This window comes from Salinispira sp. (assembly GCF_059431795.1).
In genome coordinates, this window is sequence record NZ_JBXWXS010000014.1 from 252,485 (window position 1) to 271,000 (window position 18,516).

Here is an 18,516-nt window from a genome sequence, read left to right on the forward strand (position 1 = left end):
CCTCCTACCAGTTGTAATCCGGCATATTCCAGTCTTTAATAATTCGCTTCTGGTTTGACTTGTACCATTCGAAATGCTCCGCGTAGAAGTTGGCGCCCTCGCCCCTTCCCTCCCGGATCTTTTGCTTCAGGCTGTTGATACCCGCCAGAAGCGCTTCCGGACGGGGCATACATCCGGCAATATATTCATCCACAGGGATGTAATGGTCCAGCCGGTTAACCGTGTTGTAGCTGTCCCAGTACATGCCGCCGTTGATGGTGCAGCTTCCAAGGCCCAGTACGAACTTCGGCCCCTGCATCTGCTCGTAGGATCTGATAATCCGTTTCATGGTTTTTACACTGGCGTAGCCGCCGATAATAAAAAGACCTGACTGTCTGGGGGTTGGTCTGGCCTGAACCCCGTATTGGTACATATCAAAACGGCTGGTCATGAGCGGCCGCAGCTCGATTGCACCGCATCCGGTACCGAAGCCCAGAATCCAAAGGCTCTGGCTGCGGGCCCAGTTGAGAAAGTCCTCCCACACACCCCGAAAGGGTTTTGCCACATCGGGCTTCACATCGCAGAAGTGGGCACTGTCAGCGGAGGTCAAACCCGCGTTCTTCAGCCGTCCGTTCTCATCGTAGAGATCCACATTCGCCCCGCCTGCAGCCCAGGCGTCCCGCTGTGCCGTCCCGGGATCGTCCGGATTTGCCCGTGCCCAGCCTTCGGGTACGGTGCGTCTGTCGGGATTTTCCACCGGGGAGCCTAGAAAATTTGTCATATCGGGGATTCGTTCGCCGTGGGGCTGTGGAGGATGAAGCTCGGTGCCCCCTTTGGATATGTGTATATCTGATTTCATTTCGGTAGACATAGATATCTCCTTAGAACATCTGAATGATCACCGCAATTACACCCAGAAGGGTTGGAACCCCCAGGAAGAATCGGATGGACTGATCGGTACGGAACCGGGGGAAACTTGCCCCCACTATCACCGTGTACAAATATATGAGGAAGGTCTTGAGGATCATAATAAGCAGCGCCACAAACAGATTTTCATGGGCAGCCCCTCCCCAGAACAGGTTCATAAAGAGCACCAGCTTGGCTCCCTGGAAAATTGCCCTGTTGGTCTGAAGCATCCCGAGGAAACTGGACTGCATTTCCGTGGGAGGCCCGATGGGGATCTCTTGGGGCGCAATTACCACACTGAAGGGATTACCCATGGTCATTCCAAGAAACGCCAGCATACCCGCCGCCATTGCAAAGGGATTGGTAAAGGCGACCCAGTTCTGCCAGCCGCCCTGCTGTGCAGCCACAATCTCAGTGATGGAAAGGGTTCCGAACTGTGCAGCAATGGCGATCACCGCCAGAGCAAAGGGAAGCTCAAAGGCTGTCATTTGGGCAAGCCCCCGGCTAACACCAAGCGGACTGTAGGGATGCCCCCCTTCGCTGGCCCCCAGAGCCATTCCCAGCTGTCCGAAGAAGATGAAATACATCACCAGAAGAACATCACCGGAAAAGGAGAAGTTTGAGAACACAGCCGATCCGAATATCACCGGAATAAAAAGATAGGTTCCAAGTCCTCCCGCCAGACGGAATACGGGGCCGAGATAGAACATCACCCCGTGACTGATGGAAGCCCTTCGGGCATTGTTTTTAATTATATCGATATAGGGCTGGTACACCGGCTGACCGATCCGACCCTGAACCTTGGCCCTGATACGGGCCATGGTTCCCATAAGAAGCAGGCCGTAATTCAGCACCACAAAGAGAGATATAATGGTGTACAGGCCTTTTAATGCGATTGATTGTGTCATGTTACATACCTCCCCGGCTGATCAGAAATACCACCAGAAGATAAAGCAGGATTTGGAATCCGTATGTTTGAGGATTACCGGTGTTCCACCTGCGAAGCACATCCCCGATGGTTGAGGTAACAGAACTCAAACCTCCCCAGAACCTGCCTGCCCAGGGTTTCATGAGAAAACCCAGAGCCTTATCGTAATGAGCGAAGAAATTATAGGAGTAGTGGGTTGTCTCAGGCTTGTGTGGCCGCTCGGCAGAATACACAATATTAAACTGATTCACCTTCTGCACCTTCTTTCCGTTGACAACGATCAGCCAGATGAGAGGCAGAACGAATACACCCATGGTCACATACATCACCGCGTTACCGTTCCAGTATCCCAGAGCGGAAACCACTTCATAGCCATTCCAACTGATTGTTGAGGGAAAGAGAGGTTCAACCGCCGCCTGCAGAGGTTTAATGATAAGATTCGGATACATTGATACCGCCATTATCCCCCCCATAAACAAATACTGGGGAACAAGCTGATACCATGGCGCTTCCTTCACATGAATGAGTTCATCCTTGGGCTGCCCCAGAAACATGGAGTGGATAAGACGGTACAGGTAGAGGAAGGCCACACCCGATGAAAACATGGCAAGTCCCGCCTGGAGGTACCAGCCCTTCTCCAGAAGCGCCGTATACAGAAGCCACTTGCCTCCGAATCCGCTTAAAGGAGGTACACCGGATACCGCAATGATCGCAAACAGTACGGAGACAAAGCTGAAGGGCATGGTCTTAATGAGCCCCCCCATCTTGTACATAAGCCTGGTACCTGTACGCTGGATAATTCCCAAAACCGCCAACCAGAGCATCCCCTTGAACAGCAGGTGGGTTATTGCAAGATATAAACCTGTAACGTGTCCCAGATGGGTCATCATGGAAATGGCAAGCACCATGTATCCCACCTGCCCCATGGAGCTGTAGGCCAGGGTGTACTTTATGTCTTCCTGGAACAGCGCCATCATGGCACCGGCTACGGCGGTGATTGCACCGATCCATCCAAGAATGCCGTTGAGACTTCCAATTCCCAGGGAATGAAAGCCTTCAATAGATGTGAAGCTGAAACTGAGCACGGCACCGGTGAGAATCAGCAGGAACACTCCGGCTTTGCTGAGTACGCTTGAAAGCAGTGCACTTACATCGTCATCAGCCTCGGCATAGGAGGGCCCCAGCCAGAGGTGAAAGCCGATATTTCCCAGTTTGATAAGGGCTGCCAGGGCGAGAAAGAGTCCCGACAGTACGGGAACAGAACCGGATTGCACCAGATTATTGAAAAAGGATGCCGTATAGGGAAGAGCCCCGGAGATTTGAACCGGAGCACCCATGAGAAAGAGTCCTGTGAGCAATGCGTAGGCTGAGAGAAGTGAAAACATGATGTAGCGAAGAGCTCCAGCTCCGGCATGATGCCCCCGGAGAATGAGAAGTAGACTGGTAAAAGTCATCAGCTCCCATGCAAAAAACAGTTCCAGCGCCGAGCCGGCCATCACTATGGAGCCCAGGGAGAGAATCATTCCCGTTACCAGAGCGATGCTTCCCTTGGATGCCCCCTTGCGGTGGAAGAAGGCGATAAGCTGGATCGCTGCGCCCCCCAGGAACATGAGCATAAATATCATGGTGACGCCGTTTAGCACGGGAAGCACCCGGTAGGCGGTGTAGCCCAGGCCCGTTATTGCAGCCAGAAGCTGAATGCGCACGGGTATTCTTATGAGATCGAGAAATGCGAATGTCAGCAGCGCCAGCAGGGGAAACATGGACCAGAAGGATACACTGCCCCAGCTCATAAACAGCCCCATTCCCAGCAGGACGGCAATTGCCCCAGCCGGTGCAAGTACGGCTCCTGCGGATATACCGGAATTCCCCGGTGCAGGTGCATCGGAAGAGTCGTTTACTTCAGGCTGCGCTGCAGCAGGCCGGTCCGCGGGCACCGCTTCTGTCGAAGAGGCATCCTGTGCAGGCCGACTGTCGGCGGGAACAGACTCCCCTATGCGGTCCAGTGAATCTTCGCAAGAGCTTGCCAGAGATATAAACCAGTGGAACAGATATCCTGCTTCCAGGAGTGATCCACCAAGAATTGTGGCAAAGATAAGCCAGCCGCCGCTTCCGGCCATTACAGAAAGAAGCTCCCACTTCACCCAGAAGGAAGGAAACGGTGGCAGTCCCACCAATGCAAATACCCCAACACCCGCCAAAATGAGAAGAACGGGTCTGTGCCTCAATGAACGGCCGCTCACAGCTTCATCCGAGTCTATAATGCCTGAAATCCAGAAGATTCCCGCCTTGGCAAGACCGTGGTTCACGATGAGCCACACCGCCGCAATACCTCCGGCGGCGGGCTGAATCACCGCGGCAAGGATGATTAATCCAGTCTGCGCAACCGAAGAAAGCCCCAGCATCCGCCGTAAGCTTGTCTGTTTATAGGCCATGAGGGAGGAAACGATAAAGCTCAGTCCTCCAGTCAGGATCAGCACAGCCATCATAATTGGAGCGGCTGCCTGTGTAAGGGGGAGTATTTTCAGAAGTACAGCCAGCATTGCACTGGTAATAATGCCGCTGAGAATCGCCCCCACCGCCGGATCCCCCGCTTGGTAGGTATCCAGCGCCCAGCCGTTGGCGAACACCGGCTTAAGCTCCACCAGTATACCTGTCACAAACAACACCATGGCTATCAGACCGCTTAACCCTGCTGCGATTCCGCCGGAGTACTCAAGCATATGATCCAGATTGAGCGTACCGCTTTCACGGTAGAGAAAGGCAAGTCCGATAAGATAGAAAGCGGAGGCAAGCCCGCCGGCAATCATGTATTTGAACCCTGCCTCGTAGCTGCGCAGATCTTTGGAGGTGCTGAGAATTCCGTACAGGGCGATGGATGTAATTTCCATAAAGACAAACACATTAAAGAGGTCTCTGGTCATTACCAGACCGTTAGCCCCCAGTATCAGCACAAAGAATAGAACGACCTGTTTTCCCTGCCATCCGTTCCGACCGTTTTCTGATTGTATAAATATCTGATAGATAAGCGTGAGAAGCGCCAGGCCGTTCACCAATACCAGGAGCAGTGACTCAATATTCCCCACCATTAGATTGATAGATAAGGGCGCCGAGAACCCTGCAGTCTGGACGATAATCGCGTCCCCCCCCTGCAGCATGGCCACAAGCCAATTAGCGCTCAGACCGGTGAATACAGCCAGAAGCAGCACTCCCGCCCATCGGGCAAACTCCTTCCCTGCCCGCTCAATCAGCGGATACAGAAAGGCAAACAGTAATGAAGCAGCAATAATATAGATAGGACTTACCATTTGAGCTCCTTATTTTTATCGATCATAAGAGATCCTTTTTGCTGAAACATCTTCACCGCATAGCTGAGCATCAGTGCAGTAACTGCAAGCCCGATCACAATGGCAGTGAGCACCAGAGCCGAAGGTACGGGGTCAACTGCCCGGCTCAGCGCTTCCCCAACAGATAGATCGGTATCGAAAATCGGTGCCGTACCGTCTTTTCTGTATCCCACAGCAACTAAAAGAAGGTGTATTCCTGTATCGAGAAGGGAAAACCCGAGAATTATTTTGATTAAATGTCTGCGGCTTAACAGCCCCCATATGCCCAGGAGCATCAGCACAGACGCGATTATTATCATCAGTTGTGTGATCACGCCTTCCTCCTCATAACATCAATTACACCTGAAAGTTCGGCACCGACTTTTATCCCCACCAGGCTGTAAATAACAGGAATGGCACCTGCACTGAAAAGGACACCGAACTCACCTGAGGGCAGAAAGCGGGGGTCCAAAAAACCTGCAGCCAGCCAAATACCCAGCAGCCCGATTGATGCATAGCCTGCCCCGGCCAGCATTTCCAGGGCTCCTGTAACCGCATGATTCAGATGAGAAAAGCTTCCCGCAAGGAAGGCCAGAAGAACCGCCGATGCAATGATCACACCGCCCTGAAAACCACCCCCGGGTGTAAGATGTCCGTGAACGAAAATGTACACTCCGAAGAGAACAATCAGAGGGAACAGCACATCCGAAGCTGTAGCCAAAATTTCACTGGCCGGGTACCTGCCTATTGTGGAGGCTTTGCCGGTCTCTGCAGCAGCTTTGCCGGTCTCTGCCACAGCTTTGCCTCTCTCTGCAGCAGCTTCACCATTCCGGCGGAAGCCGAATATAAGACTGATCCCCGCCGCAGCAGCAAAGAGCACAGTGACTTCTCCCAGGGTATCCAGTCCCCGGTAAGTGACAACCACGGAGGTAACCAGATTGGGTGCTCCCAGCGATTCTGCGCTCTTCCCCAGATATTCTTCGGCCAATGTTCCTATCTCACTGCGGTCCTGAATGGACTGCATGAGGGGAAAGAACGCCCAGGCCAGGGCAATCATTAACGCAATAACCGATAATCGTTTAAGCATTTTCCCCTCCTTCGGTCTCAGTAATATCGGAGCGGTTTTCCACCAGACGCCGGGTTCTGTTTTTATCCGGATCGTCGGAGGTTCCCCCGGCAGTGTCGGCATCTGTTTCGGGGATGGCATCTTCACCGTGAAGATGACGGATGCGGCTCCATGCAAAGAGGAACACAACAGTGGTCAAACCGGATCCGATGGCGGCTTCGGTCATGGCCACATCGGGAGCACCGGCCACCAGATACACGATGCTTGCCAGAAGAGATACAACCCCGGAGGCGATAATGGCTCCTACGATATCTCTGCTGTAGATCACCATCACGGCGGCGGCGATCATCATCAGACCAAGTACTGCAAGTACAATTTCCATCATCGATGCTCCTCCTTGTGTTCAGCAAGGGCATCTCTGCCGCTGAGCTTTCGCCCTGGAAGCTGTATATCCAGAGGATCCACCCCCTGATGATGTGCGGAACGGCTCAGAACATGACTTGAAACCGGATTGGTGAGGAACACAAACACGCCCAGAATAAGGAGTTTGGTCCAGACTGCCGGTTCAACAAACATGAACCCGGCAACAACCAGAAGCGTCCCAAGAGTTGTGGCCTTGGTACCTGCCTGCATCCGGCTGTACACGTCGGGCATCCGCACTAAGCCAAGTGCGGCCAGAAGAAGAAAAAGCGAACCGATAAGCACAATAATTGATCCAATCAGCAATAACACTTCCATTACAATTCTCCTTCGCCGTAGCGGGCTACAGCAATCACACCGAGAAAACTCAATAATCCGTACACCAGGGCCACATCCATATACAGCATCCTCTCTAAAAAGTGGGAAAGCAGGACGATTCCCGAAAGAGAGATGATGGTCATGGCATCAAACGCCACCACCCGGTTTAAGTAGTCGGGACCTGAGAGAAAACGGATAAAACTGATAATCACCGCCAGCAGGGTAATCGCCCCGGCTGCATACAAAAACATCTGTGCCAAATCAGCCAAAGATCACCTCCAGATACTTCTCAAATCCACCCACGATTTTGGCGGTATTTTCTTCAACATCTCTGCCTTGATCTGCGGCATCCTCAACGTTGAGCCAGTGAATGTACAAATCTTCTCCTTCGGATTCCACGGTAATAGTACCGGGTGTGAGTGTTATTGAATTAGCGAGAAAAAGCCTGCCCATCCGGGAGCTGAGCCGTGTTTTTACTTTCACAATTCCGGGATTAATAGGAAGCTTCGGGTGAAGAACCCGGAACGCAACATCCAGATTCGATTTCACAACAGCCCCCAGAAATTTAAAAAGGTAGGCAACTGCATATATCAGGCGCTTGGGCATCAATGATACCTCGCCATACAGCTTGTTTCCTCCCAGCGGAAGAAGGGCAATGATTCCCGCTGTAACCATTCCGAATATGAGTTCCTGTACACTGAAAGGAGCGCTGAGAAGCAGCCAGCCGCCTGTGAGAAGCAGCCATAGTACGACCCTAGCCCGGATATTCGCCATGGAATTCTCCTTCATGAATCCTCCTTAAGCCGTCTGATAGCAGCAGCATCTCCTGAATTTCTGGATCTGGAGGAAAGATATCTATAAACTTTTACAGTTTATGAATTATTAAACTATTGAAAATGCGGACTGTCAAGAATAATTAATCTAACTTAATTTTGATATTTTTACTCAGGAATTGTGCCAGGGGATAAGGATTCTCTGAAGGATATCCAAGAGAAAAAGAATGAGAGAAGATAGAATGCCCAGGGTCAAAATCCCCGCGAACATGCGGGGATAATTGATCATCACCCAATTATTCATGATGAAATAACCCAGGCCGTATTCTGTGGCGTAGTTTTCAGCAAGGAACAGCACAGCCATGCCGATTCCCACGGTAATTCTCAACGCCGAAAACACCCCGGGTAATGTACTGGGAAGGTACAATGCGGTGAATCGCTTGGCTGGTCCAAGTTCCAGTACTCTGGCTGCTCTGTGAAGCTCAACAGGTATGTTTTTGACAGCGTCCCTGGCGGCGATTGCCAGCTGAAACACAATCACCGAAAAGAGCAAAATGATCTTGGACCTGTTGCCCAGACCAAAAAGAATCATAAAGAGAGGAAGAAAGGCGATCTTGGGTACAGGATACAGCACGTACAAAACCGGCGAAACCAGACGATTGCCAATTCTGCTCACCCCCGCCCATATCCCCAGAGGAAGGGCCACCGTTAACCCCAAAAGCATTCCCCCGAGGAGTCTGACCAGTGTTGCCCCGCCGTGAAGCAGGATTGTCCCCTCCCCAAGAAGCCGCAGAAACAGCAAAGAGGTGGAGAGGGGCTGAGGGACGATGGTTTCTCCAAGGAGGAAACTTGCCCCCTGCCAGAGAATCGCCACAAACAAAAGCCCCGTAAGGGTTGTGATCATGCTCCCCGGCAATCCTGAAAATTGGTGTTTGCTCGTCTCTCTCTTGCTCATGGTTCTCTTGCCGATGGCTATCTTGCTCATGGTTCTCTTGCCGATGGCTATCTTGCTCATTTCTCCGCTCCCGGTATTAGGCCTGGATCGGCACCCTGCCCCATCACTTCATTCAGCAAGGATCTGAGGGCGAGAACCTGTGAATAAAACTCAGCATGACTGCGGACCCGGGGGTCGGGAAACAGAGGGTTATGATACATGCTGTGAACCGAAGCCCTGTTCATCACCATCACCCGGGGGGAGAGAAAGAGTGCTTCTTCTATGTTGTGGGTGATATAGATGGCGGTAAGCCCTTTCTCCTGCTGGAGGGAGAGAAGCATATCCTGCAGCCGCTCCCGGGTGAATGCATCCAGGGCGGCACTGGGTTCATCCAGGATCAGGATATCCGCTCCGGTCATGAGTGCCCGGCAGATGGAAATGCGCTGCCGTTCACCCCCGGACAGCTGAGCGGGGTAGCGCTTTGCACAGTGGAGAACTCCCAGCTGCTGCATGAGCTGTTCGCTGCGATGCTTCACCTCCCCGGAGGAAAGCCGTCCTTTGGTGTTCGATATGTTGGCATTCGCTCCGTCGGTGTTCGCTCCGTCGCTGATCGATCTGTGTCTTTGGGCTTCAGCTCCCAGCTCCACATTTCTTCCAGCACTCAGCCAGGGAAACAGTGCATCCTTCTGCTGCACCAAAGTCACACACTGTCCCGGGAGAATTGAAAGCTTTCCGGCTTGGGGTTTAAGCAGTCCCGCTGCCATATGGGCAAGGGTTGTCTTACCGCATCCCGAAGCTCCGATTACCGACAGACTGGAGCCCACAGGCACAGATACGGAGACGGACGATACGCCTCCCCCGTCTTCATACAGATGCCGAAGATTTTGGGTAGCTACTGCAGCGTGGACGCTGCCGCCGCGTATGTCCATTAGTTGTTCACGAAACGGGGATCCACCAGATCTCCGGCGTCCACGGCTAAATCGCTGCCTGTCGCCTCTTCAGTCCAGGCAATTATCTTTTCCAGGTATGCTGAGTCCGGCAATCGGGGCACATGATACTCCGGCAGGGTAATAACCGGGCGAACTGCTTCGGGCAAATTGGGTATGTGGGTCATTATTGCATCCAGGGCAAGATCCGGATCGGCCTGAATATCTTCCACTGCCTGAGCATATGCCCGATGAAACGCATGAATTGATTCTTCCTTGGCCGAAACCGCAGAATCGGTGAACACCATCACATCGGGGCTGAATCCGTCCACCGGCGCAAAGAGCAGTTTTTCAAGTCCCCGGGACGCCCCCACGCTGGCTATAGGCTCGGGGAAGATCCCCATATCCAGCTGACCCGAGGCAACAGCTTCAAGCCGGGCAGGAATTGCATTGATGTAGGTTTTCTCCAAGGTATAATCGGGGTCCAGCCAGTTATCCGCCAGGAAATTGGTAACACTCACCTCCATGAGTCCAATCTTCACAGCGTCCGTATCTGTGGCTCCGGGCTGTACCAGAACGGGGAACATCCCGTCGGTGAGCATGGTTGCCGCAAAATTGAAACCACCCGCCACATTCACCGCCACCGCTACCAGATCTGTCATGGCGCCATCTATCTGACCGGTCTGAAGGGCGGACTGGCGGTCCTGGGCGTTGGTGAAAAGGGTAAATTTTACATCTATGCCTTCATCATCAAAATACCCCGCATCCAGAGCATGAAACATGGGCGCAGTATCCACCGCAGGCATAAGTCCCACGTCCAGGCGCACCACACCGGCACTCATGCTTGGTGTGCTCACATCGTTTCGGTCCTGAATGCCGGACTGAGAATCTCCCCTAGCATCAGCTTCTGCTGAGGGTGAACGGCCGCCGGCCCCGCATGCCCCGAAAAGGAGCAGTACAGCCGCGAAAATTATAAAAAGAATTCCCCGAAGAGAGGGGGAACCGCCCTTCCTCTGAAAATTCATGTATTTGCTGGTGTGTGTTTTACTCATACCGCCACAGTAGCATGGCAAACGGTTCTGAACAATCTGCCTTGACCTTACTTCCAATACGTGGAATTAATAGAGTTATAATATGTTTTATAATCAGGATGCCTATTGAATGCGCTGAGATCCCAGATTCCAAGCACCCGGCCCCTGGCCGTTATCGGACAAAGCTTTGAAATCTATTTTTTCAATTTCGCCCCGTTAATGAAGCTCGTATGTGTAACACTTACCATACCCGTGCTCTATGGAATGTTACTCATCCGGCTGTTTTTTGGCCCCAATGCTTCCGCTCCTCCACTGTCACCGGTGCTTCCGGAGCAATGGCGTATCGCCTTGTATCTTACGGGAATCATTCTTTACTTTACTCTGTATGCCGCATATCACATCGCAATGGTCAGCTGGGTTCGCAACCGGATCCTGTTCAACGGGAAAGCACCTCCCGTCCATTTTACCGTGGAATACAAACCGATAGTCGGAAAATACATCGCTGCACTGCTCCTCGCAGGATTCTTCATCAACCTGGCTACCATACCCCTGGAGAATATCATCGAATCAGGCTCTCCAAATGCGAAAGCATATTTCACCGATCCGGCTACCATTCTTCTGGTGCTGGTGAACACGGCTATTGAACTATATGTGCGGTCAGGACTTATTTTTACCCTGATTCTGATAATAGTCGAACGAAAGGGTGTATGGAGCTCGGTAAAAAGAAGCTGGACCATGAGCCGTGGAAACCGTTGGAAGATAATCTCAGTATTCGCAATAATGACAGTGATGATCCTTATGGTGGGCTTAATCATCGCAATCAGCGTTCTCCTGTACCTGCCGGGTAACAGCCTGGCCGATGGAGGTGCGCCCGCACAGTTTCGGACCGCCGCCGGGTTTGGCATGGCTGCCATGCTGCTGGTTCTGACTATTTTCAGTCCGGTACCGATTATCTCCGCTGTGTTGCTTTATCTTGAAAACTCTCGCAGGAACTCTGAAGCCGGAACTCAAAGTCTTCAGCCCTGAAAGCTCATCGTTTCATACCACTTCACGGTCTCCCTCACGGCTTGGCGGGGTTCGGTGAGAGTAAACCCGAACTTTTGTTCGAAATGCCTGCCCGAAACTTCATAGGGTTCTTCCTTCTGATACAACATCTCAACAAGTTCCTTCATTACCGGATTACCCAGACCCATCAGCCGGATGATCCAGCCCGGCAAACGCCGCAGCTTCCCTGAGCGTCCGCTTTCCTCCAGGAACACATTCGCAAGATCCCGGTCGCTCATTCCCCGGGTCCCCCCGATTATCCAGGCGTGACCCAGAGCCTCCGGATCATGGGCCGCTGTGGCCAGCGCTCTCCCGAAATCCCCCACATAGCTGTAGCAGTGGGCGATATCCGGATTTCCGGGCATCAGCATGGCTTTTTTCCCATAGAGAGGATCCAGGAAATACGTGGTTCCGAACATCGACTGGTCGGTGCTGCCGGGCCCGTAAAAGTCTGACGCCCGGATACTTGTCCACTTCAGGCCCTTCTCCCGGCCTGCGTCAACCAACCCTTCATGGAGTTCCTGCCTGATCCTCCCTTTTCGGCTGGGCGGATTCACGGCTGTATCAAGATCGATACGTTCAACTCCCCGTTCATACATATACAAATTTTCCGACACAGCCAGTACCGCATCATTATGAACGGCTGCCTCAATCATGTTGGATTGAACCTGGGGCAGAACCTCCACCCATTGGTGGTATAGGGGGTTCACGCAATGATAGATGGTTGCTGCGCCTTCCGCTGCCGCGAGCACCTCATCGATGTTTCGCCCATCGGCTTTTCGAATCTCGTATGAGGCGGGATCAAATTCGGCAAGAATGGATCTTCGCAGATCATTCAGGCTGCCGCTGCGGTTCACCAGGCGCACCCGGTATCCTTCGGCCAATAGATTGGACGCTGTATGCAGACCTACCGGTCCGGTTCCGGAAATCACTTCCAACTGCATAAAAGGCTCCTTTTTATCGGGAATGCTCAGGGATTCCGCTGCTTGCAGATGCCCGGACATTGTTGGCACCGCCAACACTCAAGAATATACGCCAATTTGTTGGCACTGTCAACATTGTTGGCATCGATAACATTAATTATTGCGATATTTTACGGTTCAGGATATGATAAGCCATGTCCGGTAAAACTGCGTATCATCATGGAAACCTTCGGAAATCACTTATCGCTGTCGCCCTGGAAGAGCTGGAGAAGCTCGGGCTGGATGAACTCAGTCTCCGTGCCCTGGCCGAACAGCTGGGTGTCTCCAAGACAGCCCCCTACCGTCACTTTTCCACGAAACGGGATCTTCTGGCCGCATTGGCCGCTGAAGGATATGAGCTGTTTGCAGATATGCTGGAGGAACGGGAAGAAGAGGTGCTTGCCCTGGAAGGAAGGGACCGAATCGGCAGAATGTATGAGTTATACGGAGAGTTTGCCCGCTCCCGCCCTGAGCTGTACCGGCTGATGTTCTCACGCTTGGGTAACAGTCTTCACTCCCAGCGGTGCCGGGCAAATGCAGAACGGGCGTTTTCTTCCCTTATACGGATGAGCAGGTCTCTGTTATCAGATCCTGATCAGGATCCCCGCCCTCTTGTGCTCTCCCTCTATGCATCGATGCACGGATGGGCAACGGTACTCATGGACGATTTAATACCCCCGGAAGTGGGTGTGGACTGGTCCAATTGGCAGGAGTTTGTCCACACCCCGGAAATCCGCTGACGGGGGTGTAATTCCCAAACCGCCGGTATGCGAGGCCGTTCCAGGGAAGCTTTCCAAAGCGGCCGCCCCAAGCGGCGGTCCGCGTAAGCTCGGGAAGCCTTATTCGGGACTTTCCAGAATTGCGGTAACCCCCATGCCGCCGGCGGTACAAATGCTTATGAGCCCTTTCTTGCCCTTGGTCCCGCTGAGGAGCTTACCCAGGGTTGCAGTAATCCTCGCTCCGGTTGCGGCGTAGGGATGCCCCAAGGCAATGCTTGAACCGTGAACATTCAGTTTGCTCCGGTCGATACTCCCCAATGGTTTATCCAGCCCGAGCTTTTCCTTACAATACTCATCGCTTTCCCAGGCATTGAGGGTGGCCAACACCTGGGCGGCAAAGGCTTCATGAATTTCATAGAAATCAAAATCCTGAAGCTTCATTTTATTGCGTTGAAGCATTTCACTCACCGCATAGGTTGGCGCGATAAGCAACCCTTCCCCGTCCACAAAATCTACGGCAGCCGTCTGGGCATCCACAATTTTGGCCAGGATAGGCCAGCCCCGTTTTTTCGCTTCCTCCTCACTGGCCAGAAGCACTGCTGCGGCACCGTCGCTCAGGGGAGAGGAGTTGGCTGCGGTAAGGGTTCCATTTTCCCGGTCGAAGGCGGGCTTCAGCGTGGATATCTTCTCGACGCTGGTTTTCGGGCGCAGAAAGGTATCCCGGTCCAGCCCTTCAAAGGGGATAACCAGATCTTCGAAAAACCCCTCCTCATACGCCTTCGCCGCCTTATGATGGCTTTCCACCGCCAGCTTGTCCTGATCTTCCCGTTTCAGCTTCCAATCCTTGGCCATCATTTCCGCATGGTCCCCCATGCGCTTGCCGGTCCGCCGCTCAACAACCGCAGGAATCCGGGGTTTCAGCATACCAAGCCGGAATTTCAAGGCCTGTGTGAACCGCTTCCAGCCGCCTTTTGCTGCATTCAGCCGCATAAGGTAGTGTGTAAACTTCCGGGTGAACTCAACGGGAATGTCGCTGTTGGTATCCACACCTCCTGCAATTCCCACATCAATCTGCCCGAGGGCGATCTTGTTGGCTACGGCAATCACCCCCTCCAGGCTGGTACCGCAGGCCTGCCGCACATCGTAGGCCGGTGTATGGGGATCCAGACCGCTGTCCAGGGCCGCTTCCCGGGCAATGGCAATTTCATCGCTGTGGCCGATCACCGCACCCATCACCACTTCACCGATTCGCTCACCCTTCAGGTTGTACGTGTCCACCAGACTTTTCAGGGGAGGAACCGCAAGTTCATGATTCGTCTTCCCAAAATAATCGGTAAACGACCTGCTGAACGGAATTCGGGATCCTCCAACAATAACCACATTTCTTGATTTCACACTTCGCTCCTTATGATACACAAAATAAATAATTCCCCGAAAAGGTATTCCACGGGGGTCTTGGGGCCAAAATTATTGAATGACCGTTCAATAGACAAGTGATTTTATCAGGTATCTCTCCACTTGACGACCTTTTTTTTGAACGACGATACTGAGAGCAGGGGGCTGAACATATGATGAAAACTGTTTACATGAGCACAGTCAAGAGACTGTTTGACGCAATATCGGCCTGCAGTCTCTCTGAAGAAAGTCCATAATGAACCGACAAAGGGCAGAATATTCTTTCCGACGCCCTATTCGGACTCATGAACATCTTTTAAAATTGAATTCTGAAAATTGCCGGATAACGGATCGACATCATAATCCTCTTACAATCAAAGAATGATGATTTCTACAAATCGTGGCCATTTAAAAAATCTGGTTCCATATTCCTATACTCAGCGGCGTTGCTGCCAAACACAGACCCTATACTCATAATGTATGAGGCTGCGGCATAGCATTCTGTGGAAACTATATGGCTTTCATTAACCTTCTCGCCCGGAAGCAACTGCGTTTGTTGGATTAAATGGTTTTACGAGTTCTATCCGGTTCCAGGCCCGAACGATCCACATAAACGATAATACCGTCCAAGTCCCGTTCAATCGCCGTCGTACAGTTTCGAGGCGATGCCGAGTAACTCATCCCGGGATAATCCCAGTTGTTTCGCCAGGGCGATGATGCTCCGCAATTCGTCTTCGATTGAATCCTGTCTGACGCACTCCACGGTGGCGCGATCGATGGGCTTCACGAACGATCCCTTGCCGGTCACCGTGTAAATCAGACCGTTTCGTTCAAGCATCTCCCAGGCCTTTTTGACCGTGATGACGCTTACCCGCAGCTCTTTCGCGCTTATCCTGATTGATGGAAGCGAGCCGTTCGCTTCCAGGCTGCCCGCGATGATTTGGGATGCGATCTGATCGTAGAGCTGCTGGTATATCGCCTTATTCGATTGATACCGGATCTGTACGTTGAGCATCAGCTGATTCTCCGGTAGTTCGCGTAGGACAATCGGGCTGCCGCAAGGTTCGATACGACGAACACAAAGGCTCCGGCCAGCAGGACGCCTAATTGAGCACCTGATGATCGGCTTTTCATGATGCCCCCGAGCCAGGGCATGGTTACGGTTCCCAATTCGAAAAACGTCGCAATCCCGAGGGAAACGATGACCCCGAGAATCAATGGGACGCCGTAACGGTAGGCGGTCCGGAAATATCCGGGAAGGAATACCAAATTGAAACTCGCGAATATGATGAATACCGCCCCAAAGAATGCCGGATTTACATCCATCACGAAATTACCGCTGCCGTAGAGTATAACGTGGATCCACGCAGTTATCGCCCCGAATGCTATGTGCGTCATCTCCAAGATCAGGAAGGCCAGGATTTTCGAATGGACGATGGACTTCTTTGAAATCGGAAGGGTCGAAAGGAAGGCCTGATCCAGCTGAGCCGTGTACCCTTGAAAAATCTGCGGTACCGATATCCAGAGAAAATACAGGAATACGATACTAAAAATCCAATTCGGAATGAAGAACAGCAAAGATAACAGCAGAGGCAGCATCCAGCTGAAAAACGGATGGATGCTCAAAGTCAGCTCTTTATACAGCAAATCTCTCATCGTATGTTCCCCCGTTCGGCGAAGAATATAATGATATCGTCGATGCTCGGTTTGCCGGTGTTTATGACGTCGACGGACGATAGTTCCGCGGTCTTCATAAGCCCGGTGAAGCCGAACGCATTGCTCTTATGGGCGATCAGTCGTTCGTGAATATCCTGAAGCTGATCCATGCTTCCGTTCACCAGGCGGTAGGCATCCAATAGATCGTCTTTCTGGGCGCTCTCGATAATACACCCGTTCTGAATGAACGTGATGTAGTCAGCGCATTTTTCAAGATCGCCGGTAATGTGAGTCGAATAAAGGATACTGACTTCGGATTCGGCAACCAACGATTGGAATATTTCGAGAAGCGTATCCCGGGCTACGGGATCCAGCCCCGAAGTCGGCTCATCCAAGATCAACAGCCGGGCGTGATGGGAAAGAGCCAGGGCGAGGGAATATTTCATTCCCATCCCTTTCGAGAGCTGGTCCAAGCGCTTGGTTTCATCGAGATTGAATTTCTCCAGATAGTTCTTATAGATTTCGTGATCCCATCGGGAGAAAAAGCGTCGATATACCCTGGTGATATCCTTCAATTTCTTCTTCGGATAGAACATTTCACCCGATACGTAGCCAATGTCGCTTTTAATATCGAGCTCATTTTCATCAAAGTCTTTCCCGAATATGCTGACCGTTCCACCGTCTCGATTGATGACGTTGAGAATCGACTTGATGGTCGTCGTTTTTCCCGCCCCGTTCTCACCGACGAAGCCCATGATGTAACCGGTGGGGATTCGGAATGAAACCGAATCGAGGGTAAACGCCGGGTACTCTTTCCGCAGATCCGTAACTACCAGAGAATCCATAGTTGCTCCTATTGGTCGTAGTGTGTATACTTAACATACACACTAATAACATATGATTCAAGCTCAATATGCTGATAAATTGAGTTTTCCTGACATCCGAGAAAAGCTTGCAGTTTCTTATGTATCATTATTATATTTGCCGAACATGAAGAGCATTAATCCCCTCGGTTTTCTGGGCTTGGTCGGGTTCGTTGGATTACTTGGTTTTACTCAGTCCGATGCTGCGTTTCCCTACCTTGCCTATGGAGCATATTTTTACTATTTCACCCAGCCGTTTACTCCCGAGCTGCGGGATATCGCGCTCAAAGCATTGGGTCTGGCATACCTCGTTTCGTTCGTGACAAATATGATATTCATTTCCATCAGTTTTTTCGGCGGGACCATCGACTATCAGTCGGGGTTTTACGTCTCATATTCCGCCGGCAGTTTCGCCTTTCCGATCACCTTCACCCTCTTGAAAATCCGGTCAACAATCATCAAATCGAGATCGGGAAATCAGGATTCCGCGACAGCACCCGACTGAGTGAGCGACTGTTCCAACTAGCAGATTTTCAGTAACATATTAATTATGATTGACATCGTTTTCGCCGGCATCGGTACCGTGTCCACCGCCTTGCGAACCTTGGGTTCTTTGGCAAGATCGACAAAGGGTTTGGAGCGGTCGTTTTTACTGGAAGTTAGACAAAATATTGAGTTGCTGGAAGAATATCGAAAGGCGAAACTCGACGCAAAAAGGCTCATCCCCGAGCTCGAAACGGATAAATTTCAGAACATATATGGAACCAATTACCGTTTCAGCAAACTTCAGAGAAAAAATGTGTCTGTCGAAACGACGGCTGATTTGAAACGATTCAAGCGTTACGAAGGCTGGGATACCGAGAAACTGGTAACCAATATTTACCGAAAGATCATCCACCTTCAGAAGCTCGTAAAGATTGGATTCGATGATAGCCGGATAGATATTCCACAGAGGCTGCATAATTTACTGGCGCTATTCTTGTTGCTCTCCCGTCATATCGCTTAAGCGCCGATTGAAAAATCGTTTCTCACCAGGATTGCCGGAAAGCGAGAGGGATATCTTTAAATCGCGGGCCGCACTCTTCCGGTCTCCAACCTTAGCATGGAGTTCCGCCCGGGCGGCATAGAACCAACGGTAAAATTGCGGTAGTGTAAGATTCTGTCTGTAAAAGTGATTCTTCTGAGAAGGGGGATTGAAAAAAGTTAGCCAATCGGTCTTCATGAGTTCGACGAAAAACCATAGGAGACCTCATGACTAACGAAGCATACT

The 18,516-nt window shown here is 51.7% G+C and carries 21 protein-coding genes; 4 read left to right on the forward strand and 17 right to left on the reverse strand.

Features of this window, described 5'->3' with window-relative positions; translation table 11 throughout:
- Positions 1–4 precede the first annotated feature (4 nt).
- From nuoB to AC52PS_RS06180, 12 genes are all read right to left on the reverse strand, one after another.
- On the reverse strand, positions 5–850 hold the full coding sequence (nuoB, locus tag AC52PS_RS06125) for an NADH-quinone oxidoreductase subunit NuoB (RefSeq protein WP_495562162.1): 846 nt from the start codon (positions 848–850) through the stop codon (positions 5–7).
- 10 nt (positions 851–860) lie between these two features.
- Positions 861–1,793, reverse strand: coding sequence for a respiratory chain complex I subunit 1 family protein (locus AC52PS_RS06130; RefSeq protein ID WP_495562163.1), 933 nt, complete (start codon positions 1,791–1,793; stop codon positions 861–863).
- Position 1,794: 1 nt separating this feature from the next.
- A complete protein-coding gene (locus AC52PS_RS06135) occupies positions 1,795–5,121 on the reverse strand; it encodes a proton-conducting transporter transmembrane domain-containing protein (protein WP_495562164.1) in 3,327 nt (1,108 codons plus the stop codon).
- Positions 5,115–5,474 carry a sodium:proton antiporter gene (locus AC52PS_RS06140; protein ID WP_495562165.1) on the reverse strand — a complete coding sequence of 120 codons (360 nt, stop codon included), beginning with the start codon at positions 5,472–5,474 and terminating at the stop codon, positions 5,115–5,117. The genes AC52PS_RS06135 and AC52PS_RS06140 overlap by 7 nt, the downstream gene beginning before the upstream one ends.
- Positions 5,471–6,226 carry a hydrogen gas-evolving membrane-bound hydrogenase subunit E gene (mbhE, locus tag AC52PS_RS06145; protein ID WP_495562166.1) on the reverse strand — a complete coding sequence of 252 codons (756 nt, stop codon included), beginning with the start codon at positions 6,224–6,226 and terminating at the stop codon, positions 5,471–5,473. The genes AC52PS_RS06140 and mbhE overlap by 4 nt, the downstream gene beginning before the upstream one ends.
- Positions 6,219–6,590: a Na(+)/H(+) antiporter subunit B gene (locus AC52PS_RS06150; protein WP_495562167.1), complete on the reverse strand. Its 372-nt coding sequence runs from the start codon at positions 6,588–6,590 to the stop codon at positions 6,219–6,221. The genes mbhE and AC52PS_RS06150 overlap by 8 nt, the downstream gene beginning before the upstream one ends.
- On the reverse strand, positions 6,587–6,943 hold the full coding sequence (mnhG, locus tag AC52PS_RS06155) for a monovalent cation/H(+) antiporter subunit G (protein ID WP_495562168.1): 357 nt from the start codon (positions 6,941–6,943) through the stop codon (positions 6,587–6,589). The genes AC52PS_RS06150 and mnhG overlap by 4 nt, the downstream gene beginning before the upstream one ends.
- Positions 6,943–7,212, reverse strand: coding sequence for a monovalent cation/H+ antiporter complex subunit F (locus tag AC52PS_RS06160; protein WP_495562169.1), 270 nt, complete (start codon positions 7,210–7,212; stop codon positions 6,943–6,945). Before AC52PS_RS06160 ends, mnhG begins: the two co-directional genes overlap by 1 nt.
- Complete coding sequence (locus tag AC52PS_RS06165; RefSeq protein ID WP_495562170.1) at positions 7,205–7,732, reverse strand: Na+/H+ antiporter subunit E; 528 nt, start codon at positions 7,730–7,732, stop codon at positions 7,205–7,207. Before AC52PS_RS06165 ends, AC52PS_RS06160 begins: the two co-directional genes overlap by 8 nt.
- 156 nt (positions 7,733–7,888) lie before the next feature.
- On the reverse strand, positions 7,889–8,731 hold the full coding sequence (locus AC52PS_RS06170) for an ABC transporter permease (protein WP_495562171.1): 843 nt from the start codon (positions 8,729–8,731) through the stop codon (positions 7,889–7,891).
- Positions 8,728–9,579, reverse strand: coding sequence for an ABC transporter ATP-binding protein (locus tag AC52PS_RS06175; protein ID WP_495562172.1), 852 nt, complete (start codon positions 9,577–9,579; stop codon positions 8,728–8,730). The genes AC52PS_RS06170 and AC52PS_RS06175 overlap by 4 nt, the downstream gene beginning before the upstream one ends.
- Positions 9,579–10,628: an ABC transporter substrate-binding protein gene (locus AC52PS_RS06180; protein ID WP_495562173.1), complete on the reverse strand. Its 1,050-nt coding sequence runs from the start codon at positions 10,626–10,628 to the stop codon at positions 9,579–9,581. The genes AC52PS_RS06175 and AC52PS_RS06180 overlap by 1 nt, the downstream gene beginning before the upstream one ends.
- A 105-nt stretch (positions 10,629–10,733) precedes the next feature.
- On the opposite strand from AC52PS_RS06180, the gene AC52PS_RS06185 reads away from it, so the two are divergent.
- Positions 10,734–11,633 carry a glycerophosphoryl diester phosphodiesterase membrane domain-containing protein gene (locus tag AC52PS_RS06185; protein ID WP_495562174.1) on the forward strand — a complete coding sequence of 300 codons (900 nt, stop codon included), beginning with the start codon at positions 10,734–10,736 and terminating at the stop codon, positions 11,631–11,633.
- Here AC52PS_RS06185 and AC52PS_RS06190 read toward each other — a convergent pair.
- On the reverse strand, positions 11,624–12,595 hold the full coding sequence (locus AC52PS_RS06190) for an NAD-dependent epimerase/dehydratase family protein (protein WP_495562175.1): 972 nt from the start codon (positions 12,593–12,595) through the stop codon (positions 11,624–11,626). The two genes, AC52PS_RS06185 and AC52PS_RS06190, sit on opposite strands and share 10 nt — an antisense overlap.
- A gap of 173 nt (positions 12,596–12,768) precedes the next feature.
- On the opposite strand from AC52PS_RS06190, the gene AC52PS_RS06195 reads away from it, so the two are divergent.
- Positions 12,769–13,353: a TetR/AcrR family transcriptional regulator gene (locus tag AC52PS_RS06195; protein WP_495562176.1), complete on the forward strand. Its 585-nt coding sequence runs from the start codon at positions 12,769–12,771 to the stop codon at positions 13,351–13,353.
- 99 nt (positions 13,354–13,452) lie between these two features.
- On the opposite strand, the gene AC52PS_RS06200 is transcribed toward AC52PS_RS06195, so the two are convergent.
- From AC52PS_RS06200 to AC52PS_RS06215, 4 genes are all read right to left on the reverse strand, one after another.
- On the reverse strand, positions 13,453–14,727 hold the full coding sequence (locus tag AC52PS_RS06200; protein ID WP_495562177.1) for an acetyl-CoA C-acetyltransferase: 1,275 nt from the start codon (positions 14,725–14,727) through the stop codon (positions 13,453–13,455).
- A gap of 637 nt (positions 14,728–15,364) precedes the next feature.
- Complete coding sequence (locus AC52PS_RS06205; protein ID WP_495562178.1) at positions 15,365–15,742, reverse strand: GntR family transcriptional regulator; 378 nt, start codon at positions 15,740–15,742, stop codon at positions 15,365–15,367.
- The gene (locus tag AC52PS_RS06210) at positions 15,742–16,383 is read right to left on the reverse strand and encodes an ABC-2 transporter permease (RefSeq protein WP_495562179.1); all 642 of its coding nucleotides are present in this window, start codon (positions 16,381–16,383) and stop codon (positions 15,742–15,744) included. Before AC52PS_RS06210 ends, AC52PS_RS06205 begins: the two co-directional genes overlap by 1 nt.
- Positions 16,380–17,228, reverse strand: a complete 849-nt coding sequence (locus AC52PS_RS06215) for an ABC transporter ATP-binding protein (protein ID WP_495562180.1) — start codon at positions 17,226–17,228, stop codon at positions 16,380–16,382. Before AC52PS_RS06215 ends, AC52PS_RS06210 begins: the two co-directional genes overlap by 4 nt.
- Positions 17,229–17,373: 145 nt before the next feature.
- On the opposite strand from AC52PS_RS06215, the gene AC52PS_RS06220 reads away from it, so the two are divergent.
- Both AC52PS_RS06220 and AC52PS_RS06225 read left to right on the forward strand, forming a co-directional pair.
- Positions 17,374–17,751 carry a hypothetical protein gene (locus AC52PS_RS06220; protein WP_495562181.1) on the forward strand — a complete coding sequence of 126 codons (378 nt, stop codon included), beginning with the start codon at positions 17,374–17,376 and terminating at the stop codon, positions 17,749–17,751.
- 45 nt (positions 17,752–17,796) lie between these two features.
- Positions 17,797–18,252: a hypothetical protein gene (locus AC52PS_RS06225; RefSeq protein WP_495562182.1), complete on the forward strand. Its 456-nt coding sequence runs from the start codon at positions 17,797–17,799 to the stop codon at positions 18,250–18,252.
- Positions 18,253–18,516 lie beyond the last annotated feature (264 nt).

What these genes read in the sequence shown, in the direction of transcription:
- nuoB (WP_495562162.1), bottom strand. Translation starts at nt 850, where the DNA reads ATGTCTACCGAAATGAAATCAGATATACACATATCCAAAGGGGGCACC.
- AC52PS_RS06130 (WP_495562163.1), bottom strand. Translation starts at nt 1,793, where the DNA reads ATGACACAATCAATCGCATTAAAAGGCCTGTACACCATTATATCTCTC.
- AC52PS_RS06135 (WP_495562164.1), bottom strand. Translation starts at nt 5,121, where the DNA reads ATGGTAAGTCCTATCTATATTATTGCTGCTTCATTACTGTTTGCCTTT.
- mbhE (WP_495562166.1), bottom strand. Translation starts at nt 6,226, where the DNA reads ATGCTTAAACGATTATCGGTTATTGCGTTAATGATTGCCCTGGCCTGG.
- AC52PS_RS06150 (WP_495562167.1), bottom strand. Translation starts at nt 6,590, where the DNA reads ATGATGGAAATTGTACTTGCAGTACTTGGTCTGATGATGATCGCCGCC.
- mnhG (WP_495562168.1), bottom strand. Translation starts at nt 6,943, where the DNA reads ATGGAAGTGTTATTGCTGATTGGATCAATTATTGTGCTTATCGGTTCG.
- AC52PS_RS06165 (WP_495562170.1), bottom strand. Translation starts at nt 7,732, where the DNA reads ATGAAGGAGAATTCCATGGCGAATATCCGGGCTAGGGTCGTACTATGG.
- AC52PS_RS06170 (WP_495562171.1), bottom strand. Translation starts at nt 8,731, where the DNA reads ATGAGCAAGATAGCCATCGGCAAGAGAACCATGAGCAAGATAGCCATC.
- AC52PS_RS06175 (WP_495562172.1), bottom strand. Translation starts at nt 9,579, where the DNA reads ATGGACATACGCGGCGGCAGCGTCCACGCTGCAGTAGCTACCCAAAAT.
- AC52PS_RS06180 (WP_495562173.1), bottom strand. Translation starts at nt 10,628, where the DNA reads ATGAGTAAAACACACACCAGCAAATACATGAATTTTCAGAGGAAGGGC.
- AC52PS_RS06190 (WP_495562175.1), bottom strand. Translation starts at nt 12,595, where the DNA reads ATGCAGTTGGAAGTGATTTCCGGAACCGGACCGGTAGGTCTGCATACA.
- AC52PS_RS06195 (WP_495562176.1), top strand. Translation starts at nt 12,769, where the DNA reads ATGTCCGGTAAAACTGCGTATCATCATGGAAACCTTCGGAAATCACTT.
- AC52PS_RS06205 (WP_495562178.1), bottom strand. Translation starts at nt 15,742, where the DNA reads ATGCTCAACGTACAGATCCGGTATCAATCGAATAAGGCGATATACCAG.
- AC52PS_RS06210 (WP_495562179.1), bottom strand. Translation starts at nt 16,383, where the DNA reads ATGAGAGATTTGCTGTATAAAGAGCTGACTTTGAGCATCCATCCGTTT.
- AC52PS_RS06215 (WP_495562180.1), bottom strand. Translation starts at nt 17,228, where the DNA reads ATGGATTCTCTGGTAGTTACGGATCTGCGGAAAGAGTACCCGGCGTTT.
- AC52PS_RS06220 (WP_495562181.1), top strand. Translation starts at nt 17,374, where the DNA reads ATGAAGAGCATTAATCCCCTCGGTTTTCTGGGCTTGGTCGGGTTCGTT.
- AC52PS_RS06225 (WP_495562182.1), top strand. Translation starts at nt 17,797, where the DNA reads ATGATTGACATCGTTTTCGCCGGCATCGGTACCGTGTCCACCGCCTTG.